This is a genomic window from Pseudomonas sp. Z2-11, assembly GCF_054161305.1.
In genome coordinates this window covers 2,818,473-2,840,830 of record NZ_CP096395.1, presented here as the reverse complement: position 1 = coordinate 2,840,830, position 22,358 = coordinate 2,818,473, and the positions used below count along the sequence as shown (strand labels likewise).

At 63.0% G+C, this 22,358-nt stretch carries 21 protein-coding genes; 12 read left to right on the top strand and 9 right to left on the bottom strand.

Annotated features, from left to right (window positions below; genetic code table 11):
- Positions 1-59: 59 nt before the first annotated feature.
- Genes M1E16_RS12630 through M1E16_RS12610 form a run of 5 tightly spaced genes read right to left on the bottom strand, consistent with a single transcriptional unit; the run spans position 60 to position 5,130 of the window.
- On the bottom strand, positions 60-1,553 hold the full coding sequence (locus tag M1E16_RS12630) for an aldehyde dehydrogenase (protein WP_458130121.1): 1,494 nt from the start codon (positions 1,551-1,553) through the stop codon (positions 60-62).
- A gap of 15 nt (positions 1,554-1,568) precedes the next feature.
- Entirely contained in the window at positions 1,569-2,738 is a 1,170-nt protein-coding gene (gene argE / locus M1E16_RS12625; protein ID WP_458130120.1) for an acetylornithine deacetylase, read from the bottom strand.
- Complete coding sequence (locus M1E16_RS12620) at positions 2,731-3,405, bottom strand: DUF1028 domain-containing protein (protein WP_458130119.1); 675 nt, start codon at positions 3,403-3,405, stop codon at positions 2,731-2,733. The genes argE and M1E16_RS12620 overlap by 8 nt, the downstream gene beginning before the upstream one ends.
- A 10-nt stretch (positions 3,406-3,415) precedes the next feature.
- On the bottom strand, positions 3,416-3,826 hold the full coding sequence (locus M1E16_RS12615; RefSeq protein ID WP_003201555.1) for a RidA family protein: 411 nt from the start codon (positions 3,824-3,826) through the stop codon (positions 3,416-3,418).
- Entirely contained in the window at positions 3,826-5,130 is a 1,305-nt protein-coding gene (locus tag M1E16_RS12610; RefSeq protein ID WP_458130118.1) for a flavin-containing monooxygenase, read from the bottom strand. Before M1E16_RS12610 ends, M1E16_RS12615 begins: the two co-directional genes overlap by 1 nt.
- Positions 5,131-5,558: 428 nt before the next feature.
- Here M1E16_RS12610 and M1E16_RS12605 point away from each other — a divergent pair, with 428 nt between their 5' ends.
- The 6 genes from M1E16_RS12605 to M1E16_RS12580 are packed head-to-tail and all read left to right on the top strand — an operon-like array spanning position 5,559 to position 10,524.
- A complete protein-coding gene (locus M1E16_RS12605; protein ID WP_458130117.1) occupies positions 5,559-5,981 on the top strand; it encodes a nuclear transport factor 2 family protein in 423 nt (140 codons plus the stop codon).
- Entirely contained in the window at positions 5,978-6,733 is a 756-nt protein-coding gene (locus tag M1E16_RS12600) for an SDR family NAD(P)-dependent oxidoreductase (RefSeq protein ID WP_458130116.1), read from the top strand. The genes M1E16_RS12605 and M1E16_RS12600 overlap by 4 nt, the downstream gene beginning before the upstream one ends.
- Before the next feature lie 3 nt (positions 6,734-6,736).
- A complete protein-coding gene (locus tag M1E16_RS12595) occupies positions 6,737-7,984 on the top strand; it encodes an NAD(P)/FAD-dependent oxidoreductase (RefSeq protein WP_458130115.1) in 1,248 nt (415 codons plus the stop codon).
- Positions 7,981-8,796: a DUF1365 domain-containing protein gene (locus M1E16_RS12590; RefSeq protein ID WP_458130114.1), complete on the top strand. Its 816-nt coding sequence runs from the start codon at positions 7,981-7,983 to the stop codon at positions 8,794-8,796. The genes M1E16_RS12595 and M1E16_RS12590 overlap by 4 nt, the downstream gene beginning before the upstream one ends.
- On the top strand, positions 8,768-10,036 hold the full coding sequence (locus M1E16_RS12585; protein WP_458130113.1) for a class I SAM-dependent methyltransferase: 1,269 nt from the start codon (positions 8,768-8,770) through the stop codon (positions 10,034-10,036). Before M1E16_RS12590 ends, M1E16_RS12585 begins: the two co-directional genes overlap by 29 nt.
- Positions 10,033-10,524, top strand: a complete 492-nt coding sequence (locus tag M1E16_RS12580; RefSeq protein WP_458130112.1) for a DUF2878 domain-containing protein — start codon at positions 10,033-10,035, stop codon at positions 10,522-10,524. The genes M1E16_RS12585 and M1E16_RS12580 overlap by 4 nt, the downstream gene beginning before the upstream one ends.
- Before the next feature lie 16 nt (positions 10,525-10,540).
- Here the strand turns inward: M1E16_RS12580 and M1E16_RS12575 are convergent, their stop codons facing one another.
- From M1E16_RS12575 to M1E16_RS12565, 3 genes are all read right to left on the bottom strand, one after another.
- Positions 10,541-10,846 (bottom strand): DUF6482 family protein, encoded by a 306-nt coding sequence (locus M1E16_RS12575; protein ID WP_434651806.1) that lies wholly within the window; start codon positions 10,844-10,846, stop codon positions 10,541-10,543.
- Positions 10,843-11,409, bottom strand: a complete 567-nt coding sequence (locus M1E16_RS12570; RefSeq protein WP_458130111.1) for a chalcone isomerase family protein — start codon at positions 11,407-11,409, stop codon at positions 10,843-10,845. The genes M1E16_RS12575 and M1E16_RS12570 overlap by 4 nt, the downstream gene beginning before the upstream one ends.
- A gap of 90 nt (positions 11,410-11,499) precedes the next feature.
- Positions 11,500-12,555, bottom strand: coding sequence for a LacI family DNA-binding transcriptional regulator (locus tag M1E16_RS12565; RefSeq protein WP_458130110.1), 1,056 nt, complete (start codon positions 12,553-12,555; stop codon positions 11,500-11,502).
- A gap of 127 nt (positions 12,556-12,682) precedes the next feature.
- Here M1E16_RS12565 and M1E16_RS12560 point away from each other — a divergent pair, with 127 nt between their 5' ends.
- The 3 genes from M1E16_RS12560 to M1E16_RS12550 all read left to right on the top strand — a co-directional run bounded on the left by M1E16_RS12560 (position 12,683) and on the right by M1E16_RS12550 (position 15,829).
- Positions 12,683-13,606, top strand: a complete 924-nt coding sequence (locus M1E16_RS12560; RefSeq protein ID WP_458130109.1) for a TIM barrel protein — start codon at positions 12,683-12,685, stop codon at positions 13,604-13,606.
- 20 nt (positions 13,607-13,626) lie between these two features.
- Positions 13,627-14,796 (top strand): Gfo/Idh/MocA family protein, encoded by a 1,170-nt coding sequence (locus tag M1E16_RS12555; RefSeq protein WP_458130108.1) that lies wholly within the window; start codon positions 13,627-13,629, stop codon positions 14,794-14,796.
- A gap of 130 nt (positions 14,797-14,926) precedes the next feature.
- On the top strand, positions 14,927-15,829 hold the full coding sequence (locus tag M1E16_RS12550; protein ID WP_458130107.1) for a sugar phosphate isomerase/epimerase family protein: 903 nt from the start codon (positions 14,927-14,929) through the stop codon (positions 15,827-15,829).
- Positions 15,830-15,839: 10 nt separating this feature from the next.
- Here the strand turns inward: M1E16_RS12550 and M1E16_RS12545 are convergent, their stop codons facing one another.
- The gene (locus tag M1E16_RS12545) at positions 15,840-16,298 is read right to left on the bottom strand and encodes a metallophosphoesterase family protein (protein WP_458130106.1); all 459 of its coding nucleotides are present in this window, start codon (positions 16,296-16,298) and stop codon (positions 15,840-15,842) included.
- 127 nt (positions 16,299-16,425) lie between these two features.
- Here M1E16_RS12545 and M1E16_RS12540 point away from each other — a divergent pair, with 127 nt between their 5' ends.
- The 3 genes from M1E16_RS12540 (at position 16,426) to M1E16_RS12530 (ending at position 22,240) form a co-directional block, all read left to right on the top strand.
- Positions 16,426-17,994: a sensor domain-containing diguanylate cyclase gene (locus tag M1E16_RS12540; RefSeq protein WP_458130105.1), complete on the top strand. Its 1,569-nt coding sequence runs from the start codon at positions 16,426-16,428 to the stop codon at positions 17,992-17,994.
- 104 nt (positions 17,995-18,098) lie between these two features.
- The gene (locus M1E16_RS12535; RefSeq protein ID WP_434697849.1) at positions 18,099-20,102 is read left to right on the top strand and encodes a peptidase U32 family protein; all 2,004 of its coding nucleotides are present in this window, start codon (positions 18,099-18,101) and stop codon (positions 20,100-20,102) included.
- 398 nt (positions 20,103-20,500) lie between these two features.
- Positions 20,501-22,240 carry a dipeptidase gene (locus M1E16_RS12530; RefSeq protein WP_458130104.1) on the top strand — a complete coding sequence of 580 codons (1,740 nt, stop codon included), beginning with the start codon at positions 20,501-20,503 and terminating at the stop codon, positions 22,238-22,240.
- Positions 22,241-22,358: the final 118 nt, after the last annotated feature.

The following is a 22,358-nucleotide window of genomic DNA, read 5'->3' as shown; positions in this document are numbered from 1 at the left end:
TGCTCCGTTTTGTTGTTTTTAGGAAGAACAAATCGATTGCGCTGGAGACCTGGGTGCGGTCAATCGCGCAACTGGATCCAGGTGGTCTTGAGTTGCGTGTACTTGTCGAAAGCATGCAACGACAGATCACGGCCAAAGCCCGACTGTTTGCCGCCGCCAAAGGGCACGCTGACGTCCAGCGCATCCACCGTGTTCACCGAAACAGTGCCGGCGTTCAAGCGTCGCGCTACGCGATGGGCGCGGTTCAGATCGTCGGTCCACACCGAGGCTGCCAGCCCATAGATATGTTGGTTGGCCAGGGCGATGGCCTGCTCTTCGTCATCGAATACGCTGATCGCCAGCACCGGCCCGAACACTTCCTCCTGGGCCAGCTGCATGGCGGGTTGCACGTGGGTAAAAATTGTCGGCTCAATGAAATTGCGCGAGCCGTCGATGCTCAACTGGCGTCCGCCGCAAACCAGCTTTGCCCCATCAGCCTGGGCCTGCTGGATGTACTGCATGATTCGCGCGGTCTGGCGCGCATCGACAATGGCTCCGGCGCGGCTAGCCGGATCGAGAGGGTTGCCGGGCTGCCAGTGCCGCGCCTGATCGATCAGGCGTTCGACGAATTCGTCGTGAATCGACCGCTCTACCAGCAGCCGCGAATTGGCCGAACAGACTTCGCCCTGGTTGAAAAAGATTCCGAACGCGGCTTTTTGCGCCGCCAGATCCAGGTCCTGGCAATCGGCGAATACCAGGTTCGGGCTCTTGCCACCGCACTCCAGCCAGACTTGCTTGAGGTTTGATTGCGCCGAGTACTGCATGAAGCACTTGCCGACCTCAGTGGAGCCGGTGAACACCAGAGAATCCACGTCAGGATGCAAGCCGAGCGCCCTGCCCGCCTGCTCGCCCAGCCCGGGTACAACGTTGAACACGCCCGGCGGTACACCCGCTTCCAGGGCCAGTTCAGCCAGGCGCAAGGCCGAAAAAGGTGACTGCTCGGCGGGCTTGAGCACCACGCTATTGCCCGCCGCCAGAGCCGGCGCAAGCTTCCAGCCGGCCATGTCCAACGGAAAATTCCATGGCACCACCGCCGCGATCACGCCAAGCGGCACGCGGGTAATCGTGGCCAGGACATTCGACGCCGAGGGGGCGACCTGATCGTAGAGTTTGTCGACGCTTTCGCCATACCAGGCGAACACATGGGCGGCGCCAGGCACATCGATATTCCACGCGTCCATCACCGGCTTGCCCATACTCACGGAGTCGAGCAGCGCCAATTCCTCGCGATGGGCGAGCATCAGTTGCGATAGACGCAGAAGCACCGCTTTGCGCTCGCTCGGCGCCATGCGCGTCCAAGGGCCTTGCTCGAATGCCTTGCGCGCACTGAGTACCGCAAGGTCGACGTCCGCCTCGGCGCAGGCGGCGACCGTCGCCAGCAGCGCGCCATTGGCCGGGTTGATCACCTCGAACCGTCCACCGCCGATAGCTTCGTGCGGTACGCCGTCAATCAGCGCCTTGTCACGCAGACGCAGTTGGGCGGCCCGAGCCTTCCAGTCATTAAATTCGTTCACGGGTAATTCCTTGGATCAAACGTCATTGGGTTCGCTGAGGTAAATCGCCAGGCGGTCCATCAACCGGTCGCAAGCAGCCATTTGCTCAACGCTCACGTATTCGTCGGGCTTGTGCCCCTGGTCCATGCTGCCGGGCCCGCAAACCACCGTCGGGATACCGGCCTGATCAAACAGCCCACCTTCGGTGCCGAACGCCACGGTGCCGAAGGCCTCGCTGCCGCACAGCCGGGCTATGAGACGCGCGGCTTCGCTGTCCGGTGCAGTCGCCAGGCCCGGGTAGGCGGACAGGTGTTCGAAACGAATCGCGGTGTCGGCGCTAACCGCGCGCATCCTCGGCAGCAGCGCCTGTTCGGCGTAATCCTGCAATTTCTCGACCACCCCCTGCGGGGCAAAATCCGGCAAGGCGCGCACCTCGAAATCGAAGCGGCAGTCGGCCGGAACGATGTTCAATGCGGTCCCGCCCTGGATCACGCCGACCTGCACGGTCGAGTAAGCCGGATCAAAGCGCCCATCGTGTCGCGACGGTTCGGCCAGCTCTGCACCGATCTCTCCCAGGCGACCGATCAGGCGCGCCGCCTGCTCGATGGCGTTGACTCCATAAGGCGCGTAGGCCGAGTGACACGGTGCGCCTCGGACGTGGCAACGCATCGCCAATTTGCCTTTATGACCGAGCACCGGTTGCAGCTCGGTGGGCTCACCGATCAGGCACAAGGCCGGTTGCGGGATGCGTTGCGGCAGCACCTCCAGCAGACTGCGCACGCCCAGGCACCCAACTTCTTCGTCATAGGAAAACGCCAGGTGCAGCGGCCGTCTGAGCGGGCTGGACAGGAATGTCGGCACCGCCGCCAGCACCGAGGCCAGGTAGCCTTTCATGTCCGCCGTACCGCGCCCGAACAGCTTGCCGTCCATCTCGCTCAGGCAGAACGGATCAACCGTCCAGGCCTGGCCGTCCACCGGCACCACGTCGGTATGCCCGGACAACACCACACCGCCAGGCACCGACGGGCCGATGCTCGCCAACAGGTTGGCCTTGGTGCGCTCGGCGTTGTAGATCAGCTCGCTGCTTACTCCCAGACCTTGCAGGTAATCGCCCACGAACTCGATCAGCGCCAGGTTCGAATCACGACTGACCGTGGCAAAGCCCACCAGCTCGGCGAGCAGTGCGCGACTGCGCAACTCACTCATCGCCCGGCACCCCGTAGCTCGGCGCCAGGGTCGGGTTGAGCGCGCGGGTCAGGTAGTCCTGCAGTTGCGGTTGATAGGCGAGCCAGAGTTTTTCCAGTTCGCCGATGGGATTCTCGTCGGCCCAGTCCACCCGCAGATCGACGATGGGCCAGGTCAGGTCATCCACCACCGACAGCGCTGCCGAATGCACCGCACCGGCCTCTCCACCTGCGGCCTGCCCAGCCTGCAACGCCCCAAGCAGGCGTGACGCGAGACTGCCCTCGCCCTGCTCGAACGCCGCGACCATGGCCGCGATGACTCCGTCGCTCGCCAGCAGATTGCCGGCCGCTACACACTGCTCACCTGTCTGGGCGCCGTGAATACCCAAGGCGTGGCGACCGCTGAAGACTGCCGTACGTCCCTGGGCATCCACCACCGCGACCTGGCGATATTCGCTATAGCCGTTACGCGCCAAGGCATGATCCAGCGCCTCTTGCGCCGTCTGGCCGGCGGCCAGTTCATCAAGAATCAGCGGCCCCAGGGCCGGCAAGGTGATGTTCTGGCTCGACACGGCACCGGCACCGGCCCGCAGCCAGGGGCAACGGGCGCCGACGGCGATGCTCGATGAGCTGATGGCGATGCCCAGCTGGCCGGTCTCGGCGCAGCGCCCGACGATGGAAAACGTCATGTCGTGCTCCTTATTCGGGAATGACCGCAATCACGTCGATTTCCATCAGCCACTGCGGCTGGCCGAGGGCGCTGACCACCAGCCCGGTGGAAATCGGGAACACGCCCTTGAGCCATTTGCCGACCTCCTGGTACACCGGCTCGCGGTAGCGCGGGTCGATCAGGTAGGTGGTGGTCTTGACGATATGGCTCAGGTCGCTGCCGGCTTCCTCCAGCAGTTGCTTGACGTTGCGCATGGCCTGTTCGGCCTGGGCCCGTGGGTCGCCGAGGCCCACCAGTTGACCGTTGAAGTCGGTGCCGACCTGACCGCGCACGTACACGGTATTGCCGGCGCGAACCGCCTGGCACAGGTCGTTGTCCAGCGTCTGGTTCGGATAGGTGTCTTTGGTGTTGAACATGCGGATGCGAGTATGAGTAGGCATCAACGGACTCCCATGAGGCTGGTTTTCGAAGGTTGCGACTGGCGCTGGGAGGCATCCCGGTAATCGAGATACGTGCGCTGCTTGATGATGTGGTCGCTGATGTGCCGGGCGTCGTGCCACACGCCCCAGATGAACGCCGAGCCCCGCCGCGACAGCCATGGCAGGCCGACAAAATAGAGGCCCGGCTCGCTGCAGACCCCGCGCTGATGCCGTGGCTTGCCGTTGGCTTTGAACGCATCGACTTTCAGCCAGCTGTAATCCACCGAATACCCGGTGGCCCAGATGATGGTGCTGATGCCCGCCTCGGTCAGATCCAGTTCCAGGATCGGCTGGGTCATGCATTCCGGGTCGGGCAATAGCCGACGTGCCTCGGGCTCGGGCGGCAGGTCCAGGCCGTTGCGCGCGATGTAGGCATCGGCGGCGTCAAGCAATGCCAGGTAGTTTTCATCGCCACGGGCAATGTTTTCATTGAGGTTGGGTTCGAAACTCACCGTGCTGCCGTTGAACGCCCGGGTCAGTCCCACCAGCGTGATGCCCTCATGGGCCAGCCGCCGGAAATCCACGGTTTGCCCGCCCCGCGCGCCACTCACGGCGATGGTCACGTGCTCCTTGCCTGGCTTGACCGCTTCGGCGTCCCACTCGCCCAGCACCCCCAGCCACCAGCAGAAATCGCGGTTGCGATAGGCCCGCGGCGGACGATCATGGGCGCCCACCGAGAGGTAGACCCGCTTGCCGGCGCGCTGCAATTCATCGGCGATCTGCACCCCCGACGACCCGGCGCCGACCACCAGCACGGCGCCTTCGGCCAACTGCGCGGGGTTGCGATATTGCGCCGAATGAATCTGCGTCACCGCAGCCATGTCAGGCGCGATGGGCGGGATGACGGGCCGCTGAAATGGCCCGGTGGCGACCACCACGTTGGTAGCCTCGATCCGGCCGTCCGACGTTTCAATGGCGAAGCCCGGTCGACCGGCATTGCGCTCGACGCTGCGCACCTCCACGCCGGTTCGGATCGGTGCGTCGAATTTGCGCGCATAGGCTTCGAAGTACTCGGCCACCTGGTCCTTGGAAGCAAAGGCGTCCGGATCGAGCCCTTCGAACTCCAGTCCTGGAAAGCGGTCATGCCAGGCCGGGCCATTGGCAACCAGCGAATCCCAGCGCGCCGTGCGCCAGGCTTCGGCAATGCGGTTGCGCTCCACCACCAGATGCGGCACGCCCTGGCGGCTCAAATGTTCACTCATGGCGACACCGGCCTGGCCGGCGCCTATTACAAGCGTATCGATAAGTAGGGTTTCAACGGGCATGTCTGGGCACTTCCGGCAGAGGGTCTGGTTCAGGTCGGCATGGCGCCGCCTCGGGTTCTGATTTCTTGTTGTTCGAAACGAGCTGTCGAGGCGATTGTGTTGGTAGGTGGGAATTTGCGAAACGAGGCTTTTTATTGCGGCTGGGAAGGAAAAAACTGGCAGGCGAAAAACTGCGCCAAGCAAGGGCGGCGCGGGCAAAAACGGGCAGATAAAAGCGCTTTAACGGTGCATTCAGACCGGTCGAGCCGCAAACGCCTTGAGCTCAGTTTCTCGTGTTGGCGTTGAACGGCTGGGTATCCAGCCACGCCTGAGTAAATTGTACAAAATCGCAAAATACTTATACAAAACGCTTTAACTCGTACAATCCATGCAGTACGCTCCGAAAACTTGTACATGAACAATATTATGTACAACTTTCGGAGCCTGACATGTCCGCATACCTCAAGGGTTTCGCCCACGCCTTCGCCGCATTGGACGCCAGTCGCCTGGACCAGCTCGACAGGCTCTACAGCGCCGACGTGCTGTTCCAGGATCCGTTGCACCGGATCGAAGGCCTGCCTGCCCTGCGCGAATATTTCGCGCAGCTCTACGCCAATGTCAGCGATCTGCACTACGACTTCCATGGATATGACGAAATCGCTCCCGGCGAAGGTTACCTGCGCTGGACCCTGCGCTTTCGGCACCCACGTTTGAACGCCGGCGCGCCGGTCGAATTGCCCGGCTGCAGCTACCTGCGCTGGAATGATCGGGTCTATTCGCACCGGGACTTCTTTGATGCCGGCGCCCTGCTCTACGAGCACTTGCCCGTGTTCGGGCCGCTCATTCGCTGGCTCAAGCGGAGGCTGGCATGAGCCGCATCTGGCTGACCGGCGCCAGCAGCGGCATCGGTGCCGAACTGGCGAAGGTGTTGCTTGAACAAGGTCATCGCCTGGCGTTGAGCGCGCGGCAAGCCGGCCCGCTGCAAGCATTGGCCGACCGTTATCAGGATCAGGTCCTGGTGCTTCCGGGCGACTTGACCGACCGGGATCAGGTAGTCGCGATCATCCAGCACATCGACCGGGAATGGGGCGCCCTCGATCAGGTGATTCTCAACGCCGGCACGTGCGAATACCTGGAGCCGGGACACTTCGACGCGCGCCTGGTGGAACGGGTGCTCAATACCAATCTGCTGGGCACCTGCCACTGCCTGGAAGCCGCCCTGCCCTTGTTGCGTCGAGGCCAGAACCCGCATCTGGTCGCGGTGTGCAGCGCAGTGACCTGGCTGGCCCTGCCGCGCGCCGGTGCCTACGGCGCATCCAAGGCCGCGTTGCGCTACCTGTTTGAATCGTTGCGCATCGACCTGGCCGCCGAGGGCATCGACGTCACGCTGGTGAGCCCCGGATTCGTTGATACGCCGCTGACCCAGCGCAATGACTTCGCGATGCCCATGCGCTGGCCGGCCGAACGCGCGGCCCGGCACATCGCACGGCGACTGCCTGCCCGCCCTCTGGAAATCGCGTTTCCGGGGTTGTTCATCGTGGTCATGCGTCTGCTCGGGCATCTGCCCGCACGCTGGCGGCTGGCGCTCGGCCGGCGCCTGGCGCGCAAATCCGGGGAGGCTTGAAGCATGCGCATCGCAATTATCGGCAGCGGTATCTCGGGCCTCACCTGCGCCTATCTGTTGTCTCGCCAGCATCAGGTCAGCCTGTTCGAAGCCGACAACCGGATCGGCGGGCACACCCATACGGTGGATGTCGAATGGGCAGGCCAACGCTACGGCGTGGACACCGGCTTCATCGTGTATAACGACTGGACCTACCCCAACTTCATTCGCCTGATGGACCAGTTGGGCGTGGCTTCGCGCCCGACGGAGATGAGCTTTTCGGTGCACGACCCGGCCAGCGGCCTGGAATACAAGGGCCACACCCTGGGCAGCCTGTTTGCCCAACGACGCAACCTGCTGTCGCCGGGGTTCTGGGGCATGCTCCTGGATATCCTCAGGTTCAACCGGCAGGCGACCGCAGACCTGCTGGCGCAGCGCATCGATGCCTCGACCCGGCTGGGAGATTACCTGCACGCGCAAGGTTACGGCCGACGTTTCATCGAGCAATACATCCTACCCATGGGGTCGGCGATCTGGTCGATGTCACCGGCTGGGATGATGGAATTCCCGCTGCAGTTTTTCCTGCGTTTCTGTCACAACCACGGCCTGCTGTCGGTTGATCAGCGTCCGCAATGGCGGGTGATCGAAGGCGGCTCGCGCGGCTATATCGAGCCGTTGTGCGCGGGTTTTCGCGAGCATATCCACCTCGATTGCCCGGTGCGCCGGGTAAGCCGCGACGCCGATGGGGTCACCGTGCACAGCCGTCGTGGTATCGAGCGGTTCGACAAGGTGGTATTCGCCTGCCACAGCGACCAGGCCCTGGCTTTGCTGGAAACGCCCAGCGTCGCTGAAGCCGAGGTGCTCGGTGCGCTGGCCTACGCCCGCAACGAGGTGCTGCTGCATACCGATACCCGCCTGTTGCCGCAGCGCCGGAAGGCTTGGGCGAGCTGGAACTATCGGCTTGGCGGCCCGCCCGAGGCGCCGGCCGCGCTGACCTACAACATGAACATCCTCCAGGGCCTGGATGCCCCCGTGACGTTTTGCGTGAGCCTCAACCAAAGCGAGTCGGTGGACCCGACCCAAATACTCGCGCGCTTCGACTACGCCCATCCCCAATACAGCCTCGCCGGCGTGGCCGCACAGGCACGCCAGGGCGATCTGCAAGGACGCCAGCGCAGCTATTTCTGCGGTGCCTACTGGGCCAACGGTTTTCATGAGGATGGCGTGGTCAGCGCGCTTGCCGTGGCGCGGCATTTCGGAGAATCCCTTTGAACAGCAGCCTGTGTCACGGCTGGATCGGCCACCGGCGCCAGACGCCACGGGTGCACGCGTTTCGCTACCCGATCGGCATGCTTTACCTGGACCTCGCCGAGCAGGAACAGGTGCTCGGCCTGTCGCGTTTGCTCCGCCCGTGGCGCATGGCCCCGTTGTGCTGGCGAGAACGTGATTACCTTCCGGCCCTGACCCGTGAAGGTATTCCGCTGATCCAAGCGGTGCGGACGATCGTCGAGCAGGCTCTGGGATCGGCTCCCAAAGGCGCGATCCACCTGCTGACCCAACCGCGCAGCTGGGGCCTGTCGTTCAACCCGGTGAGCTTCTATTTCTGCCACGAAGCCGACGGGCGCCTGGCGGCAATTCTCTGCGAAGTGCGCAACACCCCCTGGCGCGAGCGCCACCATTATGTGTTGCCGGTAAGCCCTGGCGAGCCCCATGCGTTCCAGGTCGCCAAGGCGTTCCATGTCTCACCCTTCCTGCCACGGGACATGGATTACCGCATGCGCTTTTTGATCCAGGACACCCGCATCCGCGTACGCATGGAGAACTGGCGTGCCGGCCACAGGGTGTTCGAGGCCGACCTTGCCTTGCAACGTGCGCCCCTGGACGCACCGGCATTGCGTCGTTATTTCCTGGCCTTCCCGTGGATGAGCCTGCGCACCGTTAGCGCCATTTACTGGCAGGCGCTGCGCCTGCTTTTCAAACGCACGCCCCTGCACGACCACCAGGCCAGCCATGGCGACCTGAGTGTCGGCGAACCTGTCCATGAGGATCCTGACGATGTCCGAACCCACCCTGAGCGTCACTAAGGCCGGCGGTACCTGCCCATTGAGCGGCGGTCTGTTCAAACCGGCCGTACTCGCGCAACTGCGCCGTTTGCGTCATGGCCACCTGCGCCTGATGCTGGAGGGCGAGCCCCTGAGCTTCGGCGACGCGACCAGCCCATTGGTGGCCGACATCGAGATACTCGACAATGCCGTTTGGGGCATGGTCGCTGGCAACGGTTCGATCGGTGCCGCCGAGGCTTACATTCAGGGTTACTGGCGCAGCAATGACTTGACTACCGTCACTCGCCTGTTCGTCGCCAATCTCAGCGTGCTCGACGCGATGGACAGCGGCCTCGCTCGCCTGGGGCGGCCGTTGCTGCGCGGATTGCACTGGCTCAACCGCAACAGTCGCAAAGGCTCGCGGCGCAACATCATGGCCCACTACGACTTGGGCAACAGCCTGTTCGAACGCTTGCTCGACCCGACCATGATGTATTCGGCGGCCATGTTCGAAAATCCCGACCAGAGCCTCGAACAGGCGCAGATCAACAAACTCCAACGCATTTGTCGCAAGCTCGACCTGCGCCCAGGTGACCATCTGTTGGAGATCGGCACCGGTTGGGGCAGCCTGGCTATCCATGCCGCCATCCACTACGGCTGTCGGGTCACCACCACGACGCTTTCCGAGGAGCAGTACGCGCACACGTGCCAACGTGTCGAGGCGCTCGGCCTGCAACAGCGCATCGAAGTGCTGCGCAAGGACTACCGCGACCTGGAGGGACGCTTCGACAAACTGGTGTCGATCGAAATGATCGAAGCGGTCGGCCATCGCTACCTGCCCGAATACTTCCGCTGCTGCGCCGCGCTGCTCAAGGACGACGGGTTGATGCTGTTGCAAGCCATCACCATCCGTGACCAACGCTACGAGCAGGCCCGCCGCTCGGTGGATTTCATCCAGCGCCACATCTTTCCAGGGGGCGCGTTGCCCTCGCTGTCGGTGTTGTTGCAGACCGCCAGCTCCCAGACGCCGCTCAACCTGTTGCACCTGGAGGACTTCGGCGAGCACTACGCGCGCACGCTACGGCACTGGCACGACAACTTCCGGCAATCGCGCCAGGCCTTGCTGGAGCTGGGTTATGACGAGACGTTCCAGCGCCTGTGGGAGTTCTACCTGTGCTACTGCGAAGGCGGATTCCAGGAGCGCGCGATCGGTGTCGCGCAACTGCTGTTCGCTGCGCCAGCGGCTCGCCCGGTGCCCTTGCAGGAACACCTGCAAGGATGAAGAGCCGCAGCTGGCTGATAGGCAATGCGCTCTGGCTGCAATTGGGCTGGTGGGGCTGTGTATTGGGTGCGCAACAGCCCGCATGGCTGCTGGCGGTCGTCGCCGGGTTAGGCGTCCACCTGGGGTTGTGTCCCGATCCGAAAAGCGAGTGCCAGGCACTGTTGCGTGTCGGGGCAAGCGGGATGCTGTTGGACGGGAGCCTCGGCGCCCTGGGCCTGTTCGGGTTCAACGAGAGTCCCTTGCCCTTGTGGCTGGCCCTGCTCTGGCTGGTCTTCGCCACGGGTTTGCGGCATAGCCTGGCCTGGGCAGGCAGCCCCGTCTGGCGTGGCGCCCTGGCCGGCATGCTTGGTGGCCCTCTCGCCTATTGTGCCGGCGCTCCGCTGGCTGGCGTGACGCTGCCGCTGGGCGTAACCGGCACCGCGTTGATCCTGGCATCGTTGTGGGCGATGTGGCTGCCATTGGCCGTGCGTCTGGCCGACCCGCGCTGATCCGGTGCGGCGGTTCTTACCAAGGCTCATCGAGGAAAATCGGCAACCGTAACGGCGTGATCGGCTCTTCACGCTGGCCGCACATTTCATCGTGGACGACCTGCTGCACCAGCATGCAAGGCAAGCGCGGAACGTCACGCAGCAGCTCGCGCAAATGGGTCGTGGAGCGCACACGTAATGTACGCCCTGACTCATCGAGCAATGTGCGTGTTTCTCGGTCCAGCCGCGCTCGCAGCAGATAGATCCCGCCCTCCAGGGACAGCAGTTCCAGCCCGACGACCCGTCCCTCAACAGCCAGCTCGACCAACTCCTTGAGAGTCATGGCGTACTGCTCTTGTTGCGGGTTGGATCAAGCCCGAGCAAACGCTGGCGCATCTCCGGTTCACGGGTACGAGGATCAAGCCAGATGGCAAAGAAATGTCGGGCAAACAGCGGATCGTTGACCTCGTGAGACAGGCGCCCATCGACATAAAAGCGTGCCCCTTTGCCAGGCAGGTTCAGCCCGGTGATTCGGGTGCCAGGCTTGACGTCGACAAAGGCCCGCCGCATATGCGCCGCCCAGGCGTCCAGGCGCTGCGCCCCGAAGGGCGTGGCGCTGACGCGCTGGATTTCTTCGAGACTGGTTTCAACCAGGGCGTGCCGGGGGATCGTGCGTCGGTAAACCAGTTCCAAGGCAAAAGGAGTATCCAGGCTCGGCGTAGGCGCGGCGCTCCAGAGCCGGGCCTGATAGAGATCAAAACCATACCAGCGAAACTCCGCCTCACCGACCAGACGGGCTTGGGGCAACTCAGCCCGCCAATCCGCGGCGGCGTGGTTGGCGCACAACGCCAAGGCGAGACTGACGATAGCGAGCAGCCCTCTGTCGGCTGCGAAAAAGCTGTGCATCGACGAATTTCCGGATTCTCAGGGGTTTCCGATAATTGTACAAAATACACAGCTTGTACAGATACTGTATAAAAATTGTAGGACGCTTCGCTAAACGCTTTCCTGCACATCAACCTGAAGCGGAACCACTCTCCTGGTCACCGGCCCTGCCGGCGCGGTTGTTGCGGCCTCGACCAAGGCATCGACAGCCTGTTCGGCCAGCGTCACCACCGGGTGGGACAACACTGCCTGGACCAAGCCGGTTTTCAACGCTTCGCGCGTGAGCGGCGTGAGGTCATGACACACCACGACGGGCAGGCGCTGTTGCTGTGCCTGGAAGCTGCGCAAAGCCCGCAGCACTCCGGCAATGCCACCGCCCGCCACATAAAGCCCCGCCAGATCGGGCTCAGCCGTGAGCAAGTCGAGGGTGTTGCCATAGGCGAACTCATCGTCTTCCAGGGTCAGGCGCGAGGCTAGCAGTTCCCATTCGCTGGAATGCTCCACCAGATAGCTGCGAAAGCTCAGCTCGCAGAGCTCCTGGCACTGGAAGCGCTGGCTGCTGAGCATGACCACCGCCGGCCCGGGCTGCCTGGCGAGGCGGCTGATGAACCAGCCCGCCGTACGGCCCGTGAGGCGGTTATCGAGACCGGCATAACCGGTGCCGGCGGTACTCGATAATTCCGACAGCAGCGCAACCACCGCAATGCCCGTCTCGCGCAGTTGGCCAACGGCCTCGCGTACCCGAGGATGGTCGACTGCCACCACCCCCAGGCCGTCCACCTGATCGCGCAGCGCCAGGATGCGTTGCGCCACGTTGACCGGGTCGAGATCGTCGAGATAACCGATGACCACGCGAATCCGCGCGCGGGTGCAAGTCGCGGCGGCGTTTGACAGCGCGTGAGCCAGCCCTTGGTAAAAGGGCACGCCGCTTTTTTGCAACAAGAACCCCAGACGCAACGTGGGACGGTCGTTGAGCACACGCTGTTCGATCACGCCCTTGGCATGGAAGCCCAGTCGTGCGGCGGCGGTGGCGATGCGCTGGGCGGTATCGGCCCGCACATCGGCACGCAGATTCAGCACCCGGTCGACGGTAGACAGGCTGACCCCGGCTTCGCGAGCGACATCGGCCATGGTGGGACGCAGTTTGCGCCGTGGATTTTCTGACATGTCTTGACACCTCTGGCCGGCATCATGAGGGGTTTTGACAGATTATGCCACGCCCCCATGGCCGCCCTTCCGGCAACCCAATAGCATCAGGGCCAAGCCAATAAAAACACTATCGCCGGAGTGCTCCATGACGATCCACATCTGCACCGCGCCTTGCTGCTGGGGCGTCGACGACGTCAACAACCCGTTTCTGCCGCCATGGCAACGCGTGCTCGACGAGGCCGCCAAGGCCGGTTATCGCGGTATCGAGCTTGGGCCCTACGGATTTCTGCCGCTGGACGCCGGCATCCTCGAACCAGCCTTGTCCAAGACTGACCTGCAAGTGGTCGCGGGAACGATTTTCGATGACCTGGTGAGCCCGGCCAACCTGCCCGAACTGCTGCGCCAGACCCATGGCATCTGCACGCTGCTCAAACAATTGCCGCCGATGAAGCAGCAAGCGGGCCAGCGCTTTGCCGGTCCCTACCTGGTGATCATCGATTGGGGCCACGACGCGCGCGACTACGCCGCCGGCCACTCGGACCGCGCGCCCCGCCTGGACGATGCCCGCTGGAGCGAAATGATGACGCACATTCGCGCCATCGCCGAGATCGCCTGGCACAGCTACGGCATCCGTGCCGTCATCCATCCTCACGCTGGCGGCCATATCGAATTTGCCGATGAACTGGCGCGCCTGGTGGATGACATTCCCCACGAAACCGCCGGGCTGTGCCTGGATACCGGTCATCTCTATTACGCAGGAATGGACCCGGTTGCATCGCTGCGCACCTACGCCCATCGCCTGGACTACCTGCACTTCAAGGATATCGACCCGACGGTTTTCGATCAGGTGCTGAACGAACACATCCGTTTTTTTGCCGCCTGCGCCCGTGGCGTGATGTGCCCCATCGGGCGTGGCGTCATCGATTACCCGGCGTTGCACAGCCTGGTGCAAGAGCTGGGTTACCACGGCTGCATCACCGTCGAACAGGAACGCGACCCGCGCGACGCCGCGGCCAGCCTGGACGACGTGGCAGCCAGTCGCGCCTATCTCGCCAACATCGGCTTCTGACCCGCACGAGGACTTCTCTCATGATCAACGGCAGCAAAACCCTTGCACGGCCTATCCGCTGGGCCATGGTCGGCGGCGGCGAGCACAGCCAGATCGGCTACATCCACCGCTCGGCCGCCCTGCGCGATCGCCACTTCGAGCTGGTTGCCGCCGCGCTGGACATCGACCCCGACCGTGGCCGGGCCTTTGGCGAACAGTTGGGCATCGACCCAGCGCGCTGCTACGCCGACTACCTGAGCCTGTTCGAACGGGAGGCGCAACGGCCCGATGGCATCCAGGCGGTATCGATCGCCACACCCAACGGCACCCATTACGCCATCACCCGCGCCGCGCTTGAAGCCGGTTTGCATGTGGTCTGCGAGAAACCGCTGTGCTTTACCCTGGAAGAGGCCGAAGCGTTGCGAACCCTGGCGCGATCCAGAGGACGCATCGTCGGCCTCACCTATGGCTACGCCGGGCACCAGTTGATCGAACAGGCCCGGGCGCTGATCGCCGCACAGGAGCTGGGTGAAATTCGCATGGTGCACATGCAGTTCGCCCACGGTTTTCACAGCGCACCGGTGGAGGCGCAGAACCCGGCGACCCAGTGGCGCGTCGACCCGCGCCAGGCCGGGCCCAGCTATGTGCTGGGGGATGTCGGCACTCATCCGCTGTACCTGGCGAAGATGATGCTGCCCGAGCTCAGGATCAAGCGCCTGATGTGCAGTCGGCAAAGCTTCGTCGCCAGCCGCGCGCCGCTGGAAGACAACGCCTACACCTTGATGGAATACGAAGGCGGCGCCATGGGCATGGTCTGGTCGAGTGCGGTCAATGCCGGTTCCATGCACGGCCAGAAGATTCGCGTGATCGGCTCGCGGGCAAGCCTGGAATGGTGGGATGAGCGCCCCAACCAGCTCAGCTTCGAAGTCCAGGGCCAACCCGTGCAAACCCTGGAGCGCGGCATGGGCTACCTGCACCCAGACGCCCTGCTGGATGACCGTATCGGCGGTGGCCATCCCGAAGGGTTGTTCGAGGCCTGGTCGAACCTTTATCGGCGGTTCGCCCTGGCCATGGATGCCGCCGACCGTGGCGACGCCGAGGCGCTCGCGGCCCTGCGCTACCCCGGCATCGACGCCGGCGTCGACGGCGTGCGCTGGGTCGAACGCTGCGTGGAATCAGCCAACCAGGATTCAGCCTGGGTTGCCTATTAACCCCCCGTGGCGAGGGAGCTTGCTCCCGCTCGATTGCGCAGCAATCGCAAAAAAAAGGGGCCGCTGCGCAGCCCAGCGGGAGCAAGCTCCCTCGCCACGGGCAACCGGTTTTATCTCATGGAGAACAACAATGAAAATCGCCCTCGATCCCTACATGCACCGTCACCTGAGCCTGCCGGACCTGTGCCGCAAGACCGCCGAGCTCGGCTTCGAATACCTTGAACTGTCGCCCCGGGAAGACTTCCTGCCCTGGTGGGTCCGCCCACGCGCCCACAAGGAGCGCATCGCCGAATTCAAGAAAGCCTTGCGCGACCATGATCTGCAACTGGCCTCGCTGCTGCCGATGTACCGCTGGGCCAGCCCTCACGAGGACGAACGCCGGGCCGCAGTGAACTACTGGAAGGAAGCGATCCAGGTCGCCGTGGAGATGGGGTGCACGACGATGAACTCGGAGTTCGGGCGCGGACCGTCGCCGGATCGCGGGCACAAGGTCAGTTGCTGCGGCGGCGTACACAGCCATGAGTCCAGCGAAGCGGCCTGGTGGCGCTCCATGGAAGAATTGGTGCCGATCCTGGAATCGGAGGGGGTCACATTGAACGTCGAGCCTCATCCGGAAGACTGGTGCGAGACGCTGCACCCGGCCCTGGACATGCTCAAGACCCTCGGCTCGAACAACGTCAAGTTCCTCTATTGCACGCCGCACACGTTCTATTTCGGCGACGACATGAAAGCCATGATCGCCGAAGCCGGATCGATGATCGCCCATGTCCACATCGCTGATACCTACAACCACAAGGCTTCGTCGGGGCTGCGCTACATCGTCAACCCGCCCGGGGCGAAAGTGACCGTGCACCAGCACATGGACATGCACCAGGGCGAGATCGACTGGGACCTGTTCTTCGGCGAGTTGGCCAAGACCGGCTTCGACGGCATCGTTACAGCGTGCGTGTTCGGCTGGGAAGAACGCGCGGATGAATCGGGGCGGTTCATGCGCCAGGAAATCCAGGCGTACGTGGACAAGTACTTCAAGTAGTCCGTGCCGGTCAGGCGAGCAACGGCACGATACGCGGCTCGATCGCCTGTCCGCTTACTTCCAGCAATGCCAGCGTCACCGGCAGCTTGAACCGCCGCCGGCCGGCGCTGCCAGGGTTGAGGTAAAGCCGCTCGCCGCGCCATTCGATCAAGGGTTTGTGCGAATGGCCGGTGATCACCAGCCTCACATCGGCATCGAGCAGCGCCGGCACATCGGCAATGTCGTGGACCAACAGCACCTGCCACCCGCCGATTTCGAATCGCAGGCTGTCGGCGATATTCCCTGCCCAATCGGCGCCAAGGTCGTTGTTACCCCGTACTACGTGCAGCTCGCCAATGGCGGCCAACGTCTCGAGGATCTCCGGGCTGCCGATATCACCGGCATGAATAATCCGCTCGCAGCCTTGCAGCGCGGCCATTGCTTCGGGGCGCAGCAGGCCATGGGTATCTGAAATCACGCCCACTTTCATGAACCTTCCTCCCCTACGGTGTGTCGTCAGCTGTAGCTGCCTCGTCGCAGTTAGCTAACGTGCTGAAATCGAATAGGATAGGCTGCGCGCTAAAGCGCCAAGCCCTGTCGTGTAGAAGGATATATCAATGCTCGGACGCAAACGGCCGGAGCCCAGGATTGAAAGCCCCGATCAAGCCTTTTCCACGCAAGCTGTGCGGGCCGGGGCTGCGTTTCGGCTGACCGTGAGTTTCATGCTCGTGGTGATCGTGGCTTTCCTGGCGGTCGAAGGCTGGCGCACCTGGCGAGACTATCGGGCGGCTTTTGCGTCTGCCCGCGATTCGGTGACGAACCTGGCGCGGGCGACGGCCCAACACGCCGAAGACACCATCCGACAAGTGGACGTGGTCACCGCGGCCCTCGCCGAACGCGTGGAAGGCGACGGCCTGCAGAACATGGACATCCCGCGCATTCATCGGCTGCTGGTGCAGCAGGCCGCCATCATGCCGCAATTGCACGGACTGTTCATCTACGGCCCGGACGGCCAATGGCTGGTGACGGACAAGGAAGTGATTCCGGAAATGGCGAACAACGCCGACCGCGACTACTTCCAGTACCACCGCACCCACGAGGATCGAGGCGTACGTATTGGCGATGTGGTCAAGAGCCGATCCACCAATGACCTGATCATCCCCATCTCCCGCCGCTTGAACAACCCCGATGGCTCGTTCGCCGGGGTGATGCTCGGGACGGTCAAGGTCAGTTATTTCGTCGACTACTACGGCGACTTCAAGATCGACGGCAAAGGCGCGCTGGTCCTGGCCAAGCGCAGCGGTACGATCCTGGTCCGCCGGCCTTTCGTCGCGGCGGTGATCGGCAAGAGCCTCGTCAACAGCGTGATCTTCCGGGAGCATCTGCCGACTTCCAACCAGGGCGTCGCCGAAGCCAGGGCCGTCGTCGACGACACCGAACGCCTGTATGGCTACCGGGCCCTGACCACTTACCCGCTGGTGGTGGAAGCCGGCCTGTCGCGGGAATCGATCGTTGCCCCGTGGCGTCGTGACCTGCTCAAGACCGGCCTGGTACTGGTATTCCTGATCGCGATTCTGGTCGGCTTCGGGCTCATCGTCCTGAGCCAGTTGCGCTACCGCATGACCATGGAAACGCAGATTCGCAGCGCCCACCAGGCCATGCGCGACATGGCGTTGACCGACAGCCTGACCGGGCTGGGCAATCGCCGGCGGCTGGACATTGCCTTGGCCGACGAGCTGCGCCTGGCCAAGCGCCAAGGCTCGTCCCTGGCGCTGATCATGCTCGACGTCGATTACTTCAAACGCTACAACGACAAATACGGCCATGCCGCTGGCGACGATTGCCTGCGGGCGATTGCCGGCGCGATCGGACAGACCATCAAGCGACCGGGAGACCTGGCCGTCCGCTACGGCGGTGAAGAATTCACCGTGCTGCTACCGAACACGGACAGCGCAGGTGCGGCCAAAGTGGCGCAGCAAATCCTTGAATCCGTCAGGGCCTTGAACATTGAGCACGGCGACCACCCGCTGGGGATCGTGACGATCAGTGCCGGCATCACCACCTGCCAGCCGAGCAGCGAGGACGTCAGCCCTGCGATGCTGATCAAGGCCGCCGACGCCTTCCTGTACCTGGCGAAGAACACCGGGCGAAACCGCTGGTGCAGCGCCGGCGCCTCCCAGGCCTGACCGCATATCGTTGATTTCAGCCAACACTGGCCTGCACAGGTGCCGATCCGGCGCCTGGCGGCTACAATGCGCGCTTCGACCGTGACCAGCCTGACTAAAAAAACATGTCCTTGCCTAAACATCATCTGGAATTGCTCAGCCCCGCCCGCGACGTAACCATCGCCCGCGAGGCCATTCTGCATGGCGCCGATGCCGTGTACATCGGTGGCCCGAGTTTCGGCGCGCGTCACAACGCCTGCAACGAGGTGAGCGATATCGCCGGGCTGGTGGAATTCGCCCATCGCTACCACGCCCGGGTGTTCACCACGATCAACACGATCCTGCACGACAACGAGCTGGAGCCGGCCCGCCAGTTGATCCATCAGCTCTACGACGCCGGCGTCGATGCGCTGATCGTCCAGGACCTCGGCGTCATGGAGCTGGACATTCCGCCGATCGAGCTGCACGCCAGCACCCAGACCGACATCCGCACCCTGGCCCGGGCAAAGTTTCTCGACCAGGCCGGTTTCTCGCAGCTGGTATTGGCCCGCGAGCTGAACCTGCAGGAAATCCGCGCCATTGCCGACGAGACCGATGCGGCCATCGAGTTCTTCATTCACGGCGCGCTGTGCGTGGCGTTTTCCGGCCAGTGCAACATTTCCCATGCCCAGAACGGGCGCAGCGCCAACCGTGGCGATTGCTCCCAGGCCTGCCGCCTGCCCTACACCCTCAAGGATGACCAGGGCCGGGTTGTCGCCTATGAAAAACACCTGCTGTCGATGAAGGACAACAACCAGAGCGCGAACATCCGCGCCCTGGTCGAAGCGGGCGTGCGCTCGTTCAAGATCGAAGGTCGCTACAAGGACATGGGTTATGTGAAGAACATCACCGCCTACTATCGTCAACGCCTCGACGATGTCCTCGAAGACCGCCCGGACCTCGCCCGCGCCTCCAGCGGCCGCACCGCGCATTTCTTCGTGCCGGACCCGGACAAGACCTTCCACCGTGGCAGCACTGACTACTTCGTCAGCGAGCGCAAGATCGACATCGGCGCCTTCGACTCCCCGACGTTCACCGGCGTGCCGGTGGGCGTGGTGGAAAAAGTCGGCAAGCGCGACCTGCAAGTGGTGACCTTTGATCCGCTGTCCAACGGTGACGGCCTCAACGTGCTGGTCAAGCGCGAAGTGGTTGGCTTCCGGGCCAACATCGCCGAACCCAAGGGTGAATTCCTCGACGAGGACGGCAAGCAGCGCTACCGCTACCGCGTCGAACCCAACGAGATGCCGGCCGGCCTGTATCAGTTGCGCCCCAACCATGCGCTGAGCCGCAACCTCGATCACAACTGGCAGCAAGCACTGCTCAAGACCTCCGCCGAGCGTCGCGTGGGCCTGGCCTGGGTTGCTCGCCTGAGCGAGGAGCGCCTGGAGTTGACCGCCACCAGCGAAGAAGGCATCAGCGCCAGCGTCGCCCTGGACGGTCCCTTCGGCCTGGCGAACAAACCGGAGCAGGCCCTGGAGCAGTTGCAAGACCTGCTCGGCCAGTTGGGCACCACCGAATACCACGCCACATCGATCAAACTGGATGCGCCCCAGGCTTATTTCATTCCCAACTCCCAGCTCAAGGCCCTGCGTCGCGAGGTCATCGAAGCCCTGACCAGAGCGCGTGTCGCGGCGCACCCACGGGGCGGACGCAAGGCCGAGACCACGCCGCCGCCGGTATACCCGGAGTCGCATTTGTCATTCCTGGCCAACGTCTACAACCAGAAGGCCCGGGACTTCTACCACCGCCACGGGGTCAAGCTGATCGACGCGGCGTTCGAAGCCCATGAGGAAACCGGCGAAGTCCCGGTGATGATCACCAAGCACTGCCTGCGGTTTTCCTTCAACCTTTGCCCCAAGCAGGCCAAGGGCGTCACCGGCGTACGCACCAAGGTTGCGCCGATGCAGTTGATCCATGGTGATGAAGTGCTGACGCTGAAGTTCGACTGCAAACCCTGCGAGATGCATGTGGTGGGCAAGATCAAGGGGCACATCCTTGACCTGCCGTTGCCCGGCAGCACGGCGCAGCCGGTGGTCGGTCATATCAGTCCGGAGGACTTGCTCAAGACGATCCCGCGTGGAGCGCATTGAGTCAGATGGATCTCGATTGACTGTGCTGTCCTCTTCGCGAGCAGGCTCGCTCCCACAAGTAACGCTGTTCACAAACCCGTGGCGAGGGAGCTTGCTCCCGCTGGGCCGCGAAGCGGCCCCAAAACCTGCCAAATGCGGAGCATCAGACACACCGCACCCGCCGGCTTTACGACTGCTTCGCAGCCGAGCGGGAGCAAGCTCCCTCGCCACAGGTCCATCATTTTTTCTTAAGTGAACAGCTTTACGCTCCCACTGGGGATTTTCATTTCTGCGCCGTTTTCGCTTTGTCGGGCGACAGATTCTGTTCAAAGGGCTCCCCTATCGCGCATTCATGATGCTAGGTTGTAAGTGATTGTTTCATACCGTCACTTTTTCCCTGCAAAGGAATGCCTCCCACCATGAACTTCCCGTTCAAGCGTCTCGCTATCGCCACCCTCGTCCTGTCCAGCCTGTCGTCTTTCTCGATGTCGGCCTACGCCAACATTTCCGCGCAACAGAGCGCGACCCTGGTCAAAAATTTCACTGATAGCTCGGTCAACGATTTCCGCCAGTTCCTCGCAAGCGTCGCCAATAGCGAAGTTGCAAAAACCGCCAACCTCGGCCCGGCCATCAGCGCCTTCCAGGGCAACAAGACCCTGTCGGCGGAACAGCAGAACGAAATTCATCGCCTGCTGGGTATCTACGCCCGGGTAAAGTACGGCGAAGCCGCCACCGAAACCTTGCGCCAATTGGTGGAAATCCCGACCTATCGCAAGGACGGCGTTGCCCAGCATCAAAACCCTGAATTTCTCAAGATCGCCGACAAGATCAAGAGCCTGGCCGAGTCCTTCAACCTGAACTTTCGCAACATCGACAACCGCGTCTACGAGATATCCCTCGAAGGCTCGGGTGACGAAGTGGTGGGCATTCACGCCCATGCCGATGTAGTGCCGGTCACGCCGGAAAACTGGGTGCTCAAGGATGGCACCAAGCTTGATCCCTTCAAGGTCACCCTGGTGGGTGATCGCATGTATGGCCGCGGCACCGAAGACGACAAGAACGGCATCGTCGTGGCGCTCTACGCCATGAAGATCATCAAGGAAGAAAAACTGCCACTGGCGCGCAACTTCAAGCTGCTGGTCGATACCACCGAGGAAACCACCGGCGACGCCATTCCTTATTACTTCGAGCGTAACCCGACCCCGAACTACAACCTCGCGCTGGACGGCAGCTATCCGGTGGTGATTGCCGAGAAAGGCTATGGCACGGTCATGGCGAATTTCCCGCGCCGGGCGGCACAGGGTCAAGGTGCCGAGATCACTGCGTTGACGGGCGGCATGGCGACCAACCAGATCCCGTCGACTTCGGTGGCAACCTTTACCACGGACAAGCCCGCCGAGCTGGCTGCCAGCCTGGTCAAGGCGGGCACCGACTTTGCCAAGGCCAATGGCGGCGACTTTCAAGTGGCCAGCGAGGTCGTCGATAACACAGTCAAGCTGACCTTCACCGGCGTTTCGGCACACTCCTCCGAGCCCGAGTCAGGCGTCAACCCGGTCGCCAGGATGCTGATATTCATCAATGGCCTGAACGGCACCGTTGGACTCAAGCACAATCACATCACCGACGCCGCGCGCTATGCTGCCGACAACTGGGGTCTGGATTACCTGGGAAAAAAACTCGGCATCGGTTTTTCCGACGCGTTCATGGGTCCGCTGACCGCCTCGCTGACCTACGTCGGGATGGATGACAAGGCCTTCAAGCTCGCGGTCAACCTGCGGGTGCCCGTGGGCAAGCCGACGCAAGCGCTGAAGACTGAAATTGACGACAGACTTTCGGCCTGGGCGAAGAAATCCAAGGTTGCCGTGGCCTTCGAAAACTCCATCGATGAGCCGATGTACCGCAATCCCGAAGGTGAATGGGTCAAGGCGCTGCTCGCCGTTGCCACCGAAAATCTCGGCATGGAACACAAGTTCGGCACGTCTGCCGGCGCCACCTCGGTTCATGATCTGCCCAACGGCGTGCAGTTCGGCCTGGCCATGCCCGACGTCAAGTACACCGGGCACAACGATAACGAGTTCAAGACCGTTGAGCAGTTCCTGCTGGACCTGCAGGTCGTGACCGAAATGATGGGTCGGATCGGGCAGTTGCCGAAGCTCTAAAACTGCACGCCCCCCCGTGGCGAGGGAGCTTGCTCCCGCTCGGTTGCGCAGCGACCGCAAGATTTTTGGGGCTGCTGCGCAGCCCAGCGGGAGCAAGCTCCCTCGCCACGGGGCTCGC

Excerpts from the sequence above, each read along its gene's own strand:
- argE (WP_458130120.1), bottom strand. The coding sequence starts at position 2,738 with ATGAGTGAGTTGCGCAGTCGCGCACTGCTCGCCGAGCTGGTGGGCTTT.
- M1E16_RS12620 (WP_458130119.1), bottom strand. The coding sequence starts at position 3,405 with ATGACGTTTTCCATCGTCGGGCGCTGCGCCGAGACCGGCCAGCTGGGC.
- M1E16_RS12615 (WP_003201555.1), bottom strand. The coding sequence starts at position 3,826 with ATGCCTACTCATACTCGCATCCGCATGTTCAACACCAAAGACACCTAT.
- M1E16_RS12610 (WP_458130118.1), bottom strand. The coding sequence starts at position 5,130 with ATGCCCGTTGAAACCCTACTTATCGATACGCTTGTAATAGGCGCCGGC.
- M1E16_RS12605 (WP_458130117.1), top strand. The coding sequence starts at position 5,559 with ATGTCCGCATACCTCAAGGGTTTCGCCCACGCCTTCGCCGCATTGGAC.
- M1E16_RS12600 (WP_458130116.1), top strand. The coding sequence starts at position 5,978 with ATGAGCCGCATCTGGCTGACCGGCGCCAGCAGCGGCATCGGTGCCGAA.
- M1E16_RS12595 (WP_458130115.1), top strand. The coding sequence starts at position 6,737 with ATGCGCATCGCAATTATCGGCAGCGGTATCTCGGGCCTCACCTGCGCC.
- M1E16_RS12585 (WP_458130113.1), top strand. The coding sequence starts at position 8,768 with ATGTCCGAACCCACCCTGAGCGTCACTAAGGCCGGCGGTACCTGCCCA.
- M1E16_RS12580 (WP_458130112.1), top strand. The coding sequence starts at position 10,033 with ATGAAGAGCCGCAGCTGGCTGATAGGCAATGCGCTCTGGCTGCAATTG.
- M1E16_RS12575 (WP_434651806.1), bottom strand. The coding sequence starts at position 10,846 with ATGACTCTCAAGGAGTTGGTCGAGCTGGCTGTTGAGGGACGGGTCGTC.
- M1E16_RS12570 (WP_458130111.1), bottom strand. The coding sequence starts at position 11,409 with ATGCACAGCTTTTTCGCAGCCGACAGAGGGCTGCTCGCTATCGTCAGT.
- M1E16_RS12565 (WP_458130110.1), bottom strand. The coding sequence starts at position 12,555 with ATGTCAGAAAATCCACGGCGCAAACTGCGTCCCACCATGGCCGATGTC.
- M1E16_RS12560 (WP_458130109.1), top strand. The coding sequence starts at position 12,683 with ATGACGATCCACATCTGCACCGCGCCTTGCTGCTGGGGCGTCGACGAC.
- M1E16_RS12555 (WP_458130108.1), top strand. The coding sequence starts at position 13,627 with ATGATCAACGGCAGCAAAACCCTTGCACGGCCTATCCGCTGGGCCATG.
- M1E16_RS12550 (WP_458130107.1), top strand. The coding sequence starts at position 14,927 with ATGAAAATCGCCCTCGATCCCTACATGCACCGTCACCTGAGCCTGCCG.
- M1E16_RS12545 (WP_458130106.1), bottom strand. The coding sequence starts at position 16,298 with ATGAAAGTGGGCGTGATTTCAGATACCCATGGCCTGCTGCGCCCCGAA.
- M1E16_RS12540 (WP_458130105.1), top strand. The coding sequence starts at position 16,426 with ATGCTCGGACGCAAACGGCCGGAGCCCAGGATTGAAAGCCCCGATCAA.
- M1E16_RS12535 (WP_434697849.1), top strand. The coding sequence starts at position 18,099 with ATGTCCTTGCCTAAACATCATCTGGAATTGCTCAGCCCCGCCCGCGAC.
- M1E16_RS12530 (WP_458130104.1), top strand. The coding sequence starts at position 20,501 with ATGAACTTCCCGTTCAAGCGTCTCGCTATCGCCACCCTCGTCCTGTCC.